7 protein-coding genes are annotated in these 9,047 nt (G+C 59.8%); 3 read left to right on the top strand and 4 right to left on the bottom strand.

Annotated elements, in window-relative coordinates; all coding sequences use genetic code 11:
- Window positions 1–179: 179 nt before the first annotated feature.
- Window positions 180–1,079 carry a polyphosphate kinase 2 gene (gene ppk2, locus CHU70_RS02930; protein ID WP_005510168.1) on the bottom strand — a complete coding sequence of 300 codons (900 nt, stop codon included), beginning with the start codon at window positions 1,077–1,079 and terminating at the stop codon, window positions 180–182.
- A 152-nt stretch (window positions 1,080–1,231) separates the two neighbouring features.
- Here ppk2 and CHU70_RS02925 point away from each other — a divergent pair, with 152 nt between their 5' ends.
- Window positions 1,232–1,708, top strand: a complete 477-nt coding sequence (locus CHU70_RS02925) for a DIP1984 family protein (protein WP_070437789.1) — start codon at window positions 1,232–1,234, stop codon at window positions 1,706–1,708.
- Between the two features lie 340 nt (window positions 1,709–2,048).
- Here the strand turns inward: CHU70_RS02925 and groL are convergent, their stop codons facing one another.
- Entirely contained in the window at window positions 2,049–3,674 is a 1,626-nt protein-coding gene (gene groL / locus CHU70_RS02920; protein WP_147719461.1) for a chaperonin GroEL, read from the bottom strand.
- Window positions 3,675–4,052: 378 nt separating this feature from the next.
- On the opposite strand from groL, the gene CHU70_RS02915 reads away from it, so the two are divergent.
- Window positions 4,053–5,438: a dipeptidase gene (locus tag CHU70_RS02915; protein ID WP_070605355.1), complete on the top strand. Its 1,386-nt coding sequence runs from the start codon at window positions 4,053–4,055 to the stop codon at window positions 5,436–5,438.
- 225 nt (window positions 5,439–5,663) lie between these two features.
- Window positions 5,664–6,218 carry a hypothetical protein gene (locus tag CHU70_RS02910; RefSeq protein ID WP_038626681.1) on the top strand — a complete coding sequence of 185 codons (555 nt, stop codon included), beginning with the start codon at window positions 5,664–5,666 and terminating at the stop codon, window positions 6,216–6,218.
- Between the two features lie 85 nt (window positions 6,219–6,303).
- Here CHU70_RS02910 and CHU70_RS02905 read toward each other — a convergent pair whose 3' ends face one another.
- Window positions 6,304–8,070, bottom strand: a complete 1,767-nt coding sequence (locus tag CHU70_RS02905; protein ID WP_222865187.1) for a metal ABC transporter solute-binding protein, Zn/Mn family — start codon at window positions 8,068–8,070, stop codon at window positions 6,304–6,306.
- Window positions 8,067–8,876, bottom strand: a complete 810-nt coding sequence (locus CHU70_RS02900; RefSeq protein ID WP_035006260.1) for a metal ABC transporter ATP-binding protein — start codon at window positions 8,874–8,876, stop codon at window positions 8,067–8,069. The genes CHU70_RS02905 and CHU70_RS02900 overlap by 4 nt, the downstream gene beginning before the upstream one ends.
- Window positions 8,877–9,047 lie beyond the last annotated feature (171 nt).

Raw genomic sequence — 9,047 nt, 5'->3', positions numbered from 1 at the left:
GCCAATTTTCTGGCCGTTTTTGACATAAACTCAGTCACTAACTTGCACTGGCCCGCCGTCGTCAGCCGTAAGGGCATCGCCCCGCCGCCGCCCGCCATAAGAAAACGCCCGCCGAGTGCCTGAGCACTCATGCGGGCGTTACCTCTAGACAAGAATTTTGTCAGTTACGAGCCACCGAATTAGTCACCAATCTGGTCACGGCCACGCTTAACAATCTTCGGATCCGGAGTACCGACCAGCTCGTGGTCCTTCTCCGTGTACTCAAACTTGCTCAGCACATAACGCATCGCGTTGATGCGGGCACGCTTCTTGTCGTTGGACTTAATGGTAATCCACGGGGACTCATCGGTATCCGTGTAACGGAACTGCTCTTCCTTCGCGCGGGTGTAGTCACCCCAACGGTCCAGCGATGCGAGGTCCATCGGAGAGAGCTTCCACTGACGTACCGGGTCGACCTGGCGAATAGCGAAGCGAGTGCGCTGCTCCTTCTGGGTCACCGAGAACCACAGCTTGGTCAGCGAAATACCGGAGCCCAGAATCATGTTCTCCAGCATCGGAACCTCACGCAGGAACTCTGCATGCTGAGACTCAGTACAGAAACCCATCACGCGCTCAACGCCCGAACGGTTGTACCAAGAACGGTCGAAGAAGACGATTTCGCCAGCGCACGGAAAATGCTCAATATAGCGCTGGAAGTACCACGAGGTGGACTCACGCGGCGACGGCTTTTCCAGAGCCACAGTTCGAGCACCACGCGGATTCAGGTGCTCGTTAAAGCGCTTAATGGTACCGCCCTTACCAGCGGCGTCACGGCCTTCGAAGAGGATGATGTGCTTCTGACCAGTTTCCTTGGTCCAGTTCTGCCACTTCAGAAGCTCAATCTGCAGCTTCCTCTTAATAGACTCATATTCCTTACGAGTCATGCGCTCCTCGTACGGGTAGCCATCGCGCCAGGTATCAACCCGCTCACCGTCTGGAGTGACCAGTACCGGATCGTCCTCATCAGAATCATCGACGACGTAACCTTCGGTCTTCGCCAAATCGACGATGTGGAATTCCTCTTCATTCTTGTCAGCCATACCCCTTATCCTACTGAATTTCTCTGCCACGCGTCCCCCATGCGGGTGCCCTTACCTGCAATTTCCCAGCAGTTAACGTTCCGTCTTACCGAAATTGAGGGGTGGGATGCACGCAGCGACCGTCGATGAGCACTGCGCGTACAATAAATGCCATGTTGTTATCCGAAGCTCTTGCCGCACGATCCGAAGTTTCCGACCGGCTGGCTGAGATTAATCGCCGTCTTTCACTAGTAGCGCAGGTGCAGGAAGGCGATACGCCTGATGAAGATCCGCAAGCGCTTATTGCCGAAGCCGAGCGTCTGATGGCGCGCTTCGAATGGCTGGTGCGCTCGATTAACGCAACGAATTCCGCTACTGCCTTCGAGGACGGAACGCTTAGCGACGCACTTGCGAAGCGCGACCACCTGCTAACACGGCGGCGGTTCTACACCTCCGCAGCCGATCAGGGCTCGGGTCGGCGGGATCGATACTCAGCTTCGGAGATTCGCTATGTCGCCACTGTGGATATCCGGTCGCTGCGCCAGAAAGCCGACAAGGCGGCGAAGGAATACCGGGACTTGGATACCCGTATTCAGCAGGCGAACTGGTCAACCGAGCTTATCGAGGCCGCGGATAAGCCGGCCGAATAGCAAGCAGGGTTCGGTAGCGAGACCAGAAGAATTTCACACTTTGATAAGTCGGTAGTTGCATCCAGATTGTCGGCGAGCGCGACGGCCTGTCTCTGGCCTTAAAGGGACACCTAAAGATCTCACCTGTACTGAGGCAGCAGGATTAATAACAGACAGTCCTCGGCATTGCGTACATGGGTACAGATCATCGGTTATTTTTCACTACCAAGCGCTGAGGCATCTGATGCGACGAGGGTGGGTTCGGGGACTTAAACTTTCTCAAGTTACAGAGCAAAATCGCCGCTGAGGGACACCCCTCAGCGGCGACTTTTAAGGCTAACTCAAGCAGTTGGGACCTCTTTTAGAAGCCCATGCCGCCCATCTCGTCGCCACCCGGCATTGCCGGCATAGCCGGTTCCGGCTTGTCAGCGACAACAGCCTCGGTGGTCAGGAACAGAGCCGCAATGGAAGCGGCATTCTGCAGTGCGGAGCGGGTAACCTTCACCGGGTCGTTGATGCCAGCTTCCATCAGGTCGATGTACTCGCCGGTAGCAGCGTTCAGGCCTTCACCCTGCGGCAGGGAAGCAACCTTCTCGGTAACGACGCCGGCCTCGAAACCAGCGTTCAGAGCAATCTGGCGCAGCGGAGCTGCGAGAGCCGCACGCACGATGCGGACACCGGTTGCCTCGTCGCCGGCGAGACCCAGCTCGTCGTCAAGCACGTGCGAGACCTGCAGCAGTGCGGAACCGCCACCTGCGACGATGCCCTCTTCCACAGCAGCCTTTGCGTTACGGACGGCATCCTCAATGCGGTGCTTGCGCTCCTTGAGCTCGACCTCAGTTGCGGCGCCAGCCTTGATAACTGCAACACCGCCGGCGAGCTTAGCCAGGCGCTCCTGCAGCTTCTCCTTGTCGTAGTCGGAGTCAGAGTTCTCGATCTCAGCGCGGATCTGGTTGACGCGGCCCTCGATAGCGGACTGCTCACCAGCGCCCTCGACGATGGTGGTCTCGTCCTTGGTGACGACAACCTTGCGAGCGCGACCCAGCAGCGGCAGGTCAGCGGTCTCGAGCGACAGGCCGACCTCCTCGGAGATGACCTGGCCATCAGTCAGGATAGCCATGTCCTGCAGCATTGCCTTACGACGGTCACCGAAGCCCGGAGCCTTGACAGCGACAGACTTGAAGGTACCGCGAATCTTGTTGACGACCAGGGTGGACAAAGCCTCGCCCTCGACGTCCTCAGCAATGATCAGCAGCGGCTTGCCGGACTGCATGACCTTCTCCAGCAGCGGCAGCAGGTCCTTGATGTTGGAGATCTTGCCGGAAACCAGGAGGATGTACGGATCCTCCAGAACGGCCTCCTGGCGCTCCATGTCAGTGGCGAAGTAACCGGAGATGTAGCCCTTGTCGAAGCGCATACCCTCGGTCAGCTCCAGGTCGAGACCAAAGGTGTTGGCCTCTTCCACGGTAATGACGCCTTCCTTGCCGACCTTGTCCATAGCGGTGGCAATCAGCTCACCGATAGCCGGGTCAGCAGCGGAGATACCAGCGGTAGCAGCAATCTGCTCCTTGGTCTCAATGTCCTTAGCGGACTCCAGGAGCTTCTCGGTAACAGCCGTGACAGCCTTCTCGATGCCGCGCTTGATGCCCATCGGGTTGGAGCCAGCAGCAACGTTGCGCAGACCCTCGGAAACCAGAGCCTGAGCCAGAACGGTAGCGGTAGTAGTACCGTCACCAGCGACATCGTCGGTCTTCTTGGCAACTTCCTTGACCAGCTCAGCGCCGATCTTCTCGTAAGGATCCTCAAGTTCGATTTCACGTGCAATGGAGACACCGTCGTTGGTGATCAGCGGTGCGCCCCACTTGCGCTCGAGGACTACGTTGCGACCCTTCGGGCCCAGCGTAACCTTGACAGCGTCTGCCAGGGTGTTCAGACCCGTTTCGAGACCGCGGCGGGCCTCCTCGTCAAATGCAATCATCTTAGCCATGAGGTTTGAAGAATCCTCCGTCTATTTATGTGGCACTTACATTGGAAGTTGACCCAGGCGCCCGCGACGGCATGTGATTCGAGGGAAGCGCCGCCCTCTCCATCACCGGAGTCAACACTGTACTTTTTAACGACTTTGCAACACTTGTTTCAGCCTGCGCTGCAGTATGTGCTGCAGTTTGCTGCAACTCGCATACAACGCACACATACACAAGGTGTGAAGTTGTTTTTATTAGCACTCAATTCGAGCAAGTGCTAATTCACTTTTTTAGCACTCAACCCCATCGAGTGCAAGGTTAAGCGCCGCAACTCCCAACGCCAATACCACTCCCGACGTCACTCCCAACGCCATCGTGGTTGTGCGCCTACACTGTCGCACATGAGCATTATTAATAAGGAACTCACGGACGCCCTGCGAGACCACATCTCCAGCCAACGCGAGACCATCCGCACCCAGCTGACCGAGCTGGTGGCTTTCCCCTCCGTACACGGCACCGAAGAAACCAAACAGGCTTGCATTGACGCAGCTCAGGCGGTTACCGAGATGTACGCAGAGCTGGACATCGAACTGAAGGCGCACCACACCGTCGACGGCTCGATTGCTCTGTCGGGTTTCGTCCCCGGGTCGTCGGAAAGCGCGAAGACCGTACTGCTCTACTCCCATTACGACGTCCAGCCGGCGGGCGACGAATCCGCTTGGACCGCAGATCCATGGACGCTCGACGAGCGCGACGGTCGCTGGTACGGCCGCGGTACTGCCGACTGCAAGGGCAACGTGGTCATGCACCTAGCTGCGCTGCGCGCGCTGCGTGACGACGCGCTTGCAGGCCGCGTCGATATGCCAAACATCAAGCTCATCGTGGAAGGTTCCGAGGAGCGCGGATCGGCGGGCCTGAACAACCTCATCGCCACGCAGCCGGAGCTTTTCGACGCCGACGTTATCCTCATTGCGGATGTCGGCAATGCCGAGGTTGGCCAACCGACACTCGTAACCACTCTGCGCGGCACCGCCGATGTGGAAGTTCGCGTCAATGCGCTGGAACAGCCTGTTCACTCGGGCATGTTCGGCGGCGCGGCTCCGGATGCACTCGCGGCGCTGATTCGTATGCTCGACAGCCTGCGCGATGAAAATGGCTTTACCTCTATTGATGGCCTGGACTGCTCGCAACGCTGGGAGGGCCTGGACTACGCGCCAGAAACTTTCCGCGCCGATGCGGGTGTGCTTGACGGCGTAGACCTGATTAGCAACGAGGACACTTCCGTCTCCGACCTGACCTGGGCTCGTCCGTCTGTGATTGTGACCGGAATCGATTGTCCACCAGCGACCAATGCTGTCAATGCAATCTCATCGACCGCTATGGCGCACATCAACTTCCGCATCCCAGGCGGCGTCGACCCGGCCGAAGCACAGGACGCACTGGAAAATCACCTGCGCGCACATGCTCCGTGGGGCGTGAAGGTGACGGTTGAGCGCGACGAGTTGGCAAACCCATTCCGGGCCAATGTTGAGGGCAAGGTTGTGCAACTGGTTGCCGACAGCCTGTCGGCCGCCTACGGCAAGGAAACCGCAAGCATGGGCGAGGGCGCCTCGATCCCTCTGTGCGCCACTTTGCTGGAGGCCGTACCAGGTGCTGACATCGCGCTCTACGGCGTGGAAGAGCCACAGGCCCGCATTCACTCGGCCGACGAGTCGGTGGACCCGAACGAGATTCGCGACATCGCTATTGGCGAGGCAGTTTTCTTGGCTTCCGTCAACGGAATTTAAGTCAAAGCCAAAAATATTGGCTGAATGACTTGTGTCACATCTTTTTTCTGTAGTAAGGTTCGACCCATGCAGCAGAACATTCTTATTCGAGTAGCGAAGGCTACGAACCCCGGTGGAGGCCGACAGGACTGACCCCTCCACGCGGGGTCTCTGGCCGCAACTTATCGAAGCACTTGGTTGGTCCGCCACTCACAGCAAAGCAATTAAGCAAAGGACCAGAAAAGAATGTTTTCCACTCGCACCCAGAAGAACATGTCCACCTCGACGACCTTCACGGGCAAGCGCCCTTCGTTGGAGCACCAGGACAATGGCAATGTGCGAACTTATTCCGACGATCCGTTTAGGGCTCGCTTCGGACATCGCCTGCCTCGTGGCTTGAGGCAGGAAGCCCGTGGCATGAACTGGCAGAAGTTCAAGGACACTTACTCCCCCACTAACGGCCCAGTCCAAATCAAGAATTTCGAGGCAACCCGTGGCACCCTGGGCCGCTGGAACTTCAACGCTGATTTGTCGCTGACCGACAAGGACGGCCACACTCGCACTTTCACCCAGGAAATCACCGCTATGGGGCCGGTGTCGGCTTGCACTAATCTGCTGGCTGATGCAGGTTACCGCGTGGAAATCGTGGAATTCCACCAGTTCGAAATCTTCGAAGCTACCGCTACCTTTGTCTATGCAGGTCACAACAATGACCATGTGTGGACCATGGGCTTCGGCCAGACTCCGGAGGCTTCCGTGCTCTCCGCTTTGGTCTGCGCTGCTAACCGCCTGCATGGGTAGGACGCGGATGCTGCTCGTTTAGTAAACGGGGGGGGGGAATGCGACCGGGGAAGCCCAACGCATGTGGGCCTCGAGCATTCGCGTTTTAGCGCTTCAGCCCCGCGATCATGGTCTTCAAGTTGCTGCGCAGGAAATCCTCGTAGGTTCCCGCGACCGTGCCCGGCTTGCCGAGCTCATCGGAGTGCAGTGGCTCGTCGAAGATCGGAATCCCGGCCTCCTTCGAGACGGTCTTCATGGGGCGCGTATCCACGTTCGACTCCACGAACAGGTGCTTCGGGCGCTTGTCCTTCAGCTGGCGCACGAGGTGTCCGATCTGCGCGGGGGAGCCGTTTTCATCCGTGTCGATCTGCCAGATATACAGCTGCTCCATGCCGTAGGTGTCGACCATGTATTGGAAGGCATGTTCACTGGCCACGAGCACACGATCCTCCTTCGGCAGCGCACCGATCTGCTCGCGGTAGTCGGCGTCGATGCTCTCCAGCATGGCCTTGTACTCCGCCCCCTTCTCCTCGATGTGCTCGGCACGCTCGGGCAGGGCCTCGGCCAGCGCCGCGGTCACGTTCTCGGCCATCGCGATGCCGACGGTCGGGTCCAGGAAGGCGTGCGGGTTGATCTCCTGATTGCCCTTTTCGTCCTTGAGGTACTTCGGTTCCACGCCCTTGGTGGCCTCGACCATCTGGGAATCGTCCAGGCCCGCGGTGTTTTTCAGTTTCGCGAGCCAGCCGTGCTCACCGCCCTCGAGGTTCAGCCCGTTGTAGAACAGCAGGTCGGCGTCGCTCGTCGCATCCAGGTCCGCGGGCAGGGGGTCGTAGTCGTGCGGGTCCGTGCCGGTCGGCACGAGGTTATGGACGTCCACCGCCTCGCCGCCGATCTCCTCCACCAGGTCCGCCAGCAGCGTGAAGGTGGTGACGACGTTCAGCTGCTCACCGTCTGCCTTCTCCTCCGTCGAGAAGGTCACGGCCCCGAACACGAGGGCACCGCCCACCAGGAGGGCCAACAGCGCGGCCAGTGGCTTATTGCCCAGCGAGCGAGCAATCAGTCCCTTGCCTGGCGCGAAGAGGAAAGCCAGCAGGAACAGCGCGCTGGCGGTCAGCACGATCGTCACGCCGGAGGACACGTTGTAGCTATAGCTCAGGAACAGCCCCACTACGGAGCTGAGCGCCGAGATCGCCACTGAAAGCCCGATCATCACTCCCAGCCGGTTCGTCAGCAGGTACGCCGCCGACGCCGGAGTGATCAGCAGGGAGACCACCAGGATCACGCCCACCGTCTGCAGGGAAATGACCGTCACCAGCGTGAGCACCACCATCAGCCCGTAGTGGATTGCCCGCACGGGCACGCCAGCCGACTGCGCCATGACGGGGTCGAAGGTGCTGAGCTTGAGCTCCTTGTAAAAGACCAGCGTGAGAATCAGCACGGCAGCGGCAATACCGATCGAGAGGTTGCGGTCGGCGTCCTGAACGGTCAGGACGTTGCCGAAGAGGATCTCCGTCAGATCCGTCGCCGTCTGCGCTTTCGCCATGAGCAGCACGCCGATCGCGAAGAAGGTGGAAAAGACGATGCCGATCGCCGAATCGTTCTTCACAGTGGAGCGTTCGCTGATCAGCCCGATCGCCAGTGTGGCGAGTAGACCCGCGACCACCGCCCCGAGGAAGAGGTTCGTGCCGAGCAGGTAGGAGGCCGCGACCCCCGGTAGTACGGCGTGCGAGATGGCGTCGCCAATCAGGGCCATGCCGCGCAGCACGATGAAGCTGCCGACGATGCCGCAGGCCACGCCCACGATCACCGAGGTGATCAGCGCTTTTTGCAGGTAGCCGTGGCTGAGTAGTGAGTCGAGGAACTCCGCGATCATGCTGTCTCCTCCTGGAGGGCTGCCTGCCGTGGCGTGGGGTGGGCTGGTGCTGACGGCTCGCGGATGACGAGCGCGCCGAAGGCCTTCTGCAGCACGTCGGGGACGAAGACCTCCTCGGTGGGACCCGCCGCGACGAGCTCGCCGTTGAGGACGATGAGGTCGTTGTAGTAGCCGCGCACCGTGTTCATGTCGTGGTGCACGACGACGACGTGCTTGCCCGCGTCCGCCATCTGCCGCAGCAGGGTCACGATCGTCTTCTCGCTGGGGACGTCGATGCCGACGAAGGGCTCGTCCAGGAAGATGTACTCCGCGTCCTGGACGATGGCGCGGGCAAAGAGGACGCGCTGGAACTGTCCGCCCGAGAGTTCGCTGATGTGGCGGTGGCGAAAGTCCCACATGTCGACGTCCTTGAGAGCCTGGGTGGCTGCTTCGCGTTCGGCCTTGCCGGGGCGGTGGAAAAGACCCAGGCGCGGGTAAGTGCCCATCAGGACGGTGTCGAAGACGCTGGTGGGGAAGTTGCGGTCGAGGTCAGAGCGCTGCTCGATATAAGCGATTGCGCGGCGCTGCTCGGCGGGGGCCTTGCCGTCGAGGGTGACGGGGTAGCCGGCAGGGGCGCCGGTGGGGCCTGTGCCGTGGACGTTGTGTTTGTCCAGGATCTGGAGCATCGCCTTCATGAGGGTGGATTTGCCTGAGCCGTTGGGGCCGATGATGCCGTGCATGCCGGGGGAGTCGAGGGTGAAGCTGATGTTCCGAATCGCGGTGTTCGCGCCGTAGCTCACGCTCAAGTTCTGGACGCTAATACTCATGGCAGCCAAGAATAGTGGTCAGTTCAATGAATCACCAAGTTCAATGTATTGACCTTTGGGGTGGGGTGGTGTTGGGGGGGGGCAGTAATGGCACTGATTTGGGGCTTGAGCAGTCAGCCGCTCAAGCCCCAAAAAATGCCCCACGGGGGGGGGGGGGGGGGGGGGGGGGGG

This window comes from Corynebacterium sp. LK10 (assembly GCF_008042455.1).
GTDB classification, from domain to species: domain Bacteria; phylum Actinomycetota; class Actinomycetes; order Mycobacteriales; family Mycobacteriaceae; genus Corynebacterium; species Corynebacterium jeikeium_D.
Note: the sequence above shows the minus strand (reverse complement) of the source record. Positions and strands in the feature narration are given on the sequence as shown.

Excerpts from the sequence above, each read along its gene's own strand:
- ppk2 (WP_005510168.1), bottom strand. The coding sequence starts at position 1,079 with ATGGCTGACAAGAATGAAGAGGAATTCCACATCGTCGATTTGGCGAAG.
- CHU70_RS02925 (WP_070437789.1), top strand. The coding sequence starts at position 1,232 with ATGTTGTTATCCGAAGCTCTTGCCGCACGATCCGAAGTTTCCGACCGG.
- groL (WP_147719461.1), bottom strand. The coding sequence starts at position 3,674 with ATGGCTAAGATGATTGCATTTGACGAGGAGGCCCGCCGCGGTCTCGAA.
- CHU70_RS02915 (WP_070605355.1), top strand. The coding sequence starts at position 4,053 with ATGAGCATTATTAATAAGGAACTCACGGACGCCCTGCGAGACCACATC.
- CHU70_RS02910 (WP_038626681.1), top strand. The coding sequence starts at position 5,664 with ATGTTTTCCACTCGCACCCAGAAGAACATGTCCACCTCGACGACCTTC.
- CHU70_RS02905 (WP_222865187.1), bottom strand. The coding sequence starts at position 8,070 with ATGATCGCGGAGTTCCTCGACTCACTACTCAGCCACGGCTACCTGCAA.
- CHU70_RS02900 (WP_035006260.1), bottom strand. The coding sequence starts at position 8,876 with ATGAGTATTAGCGTCCAGAACTTGAGCGTGAGCTACGGCGCGAACACC.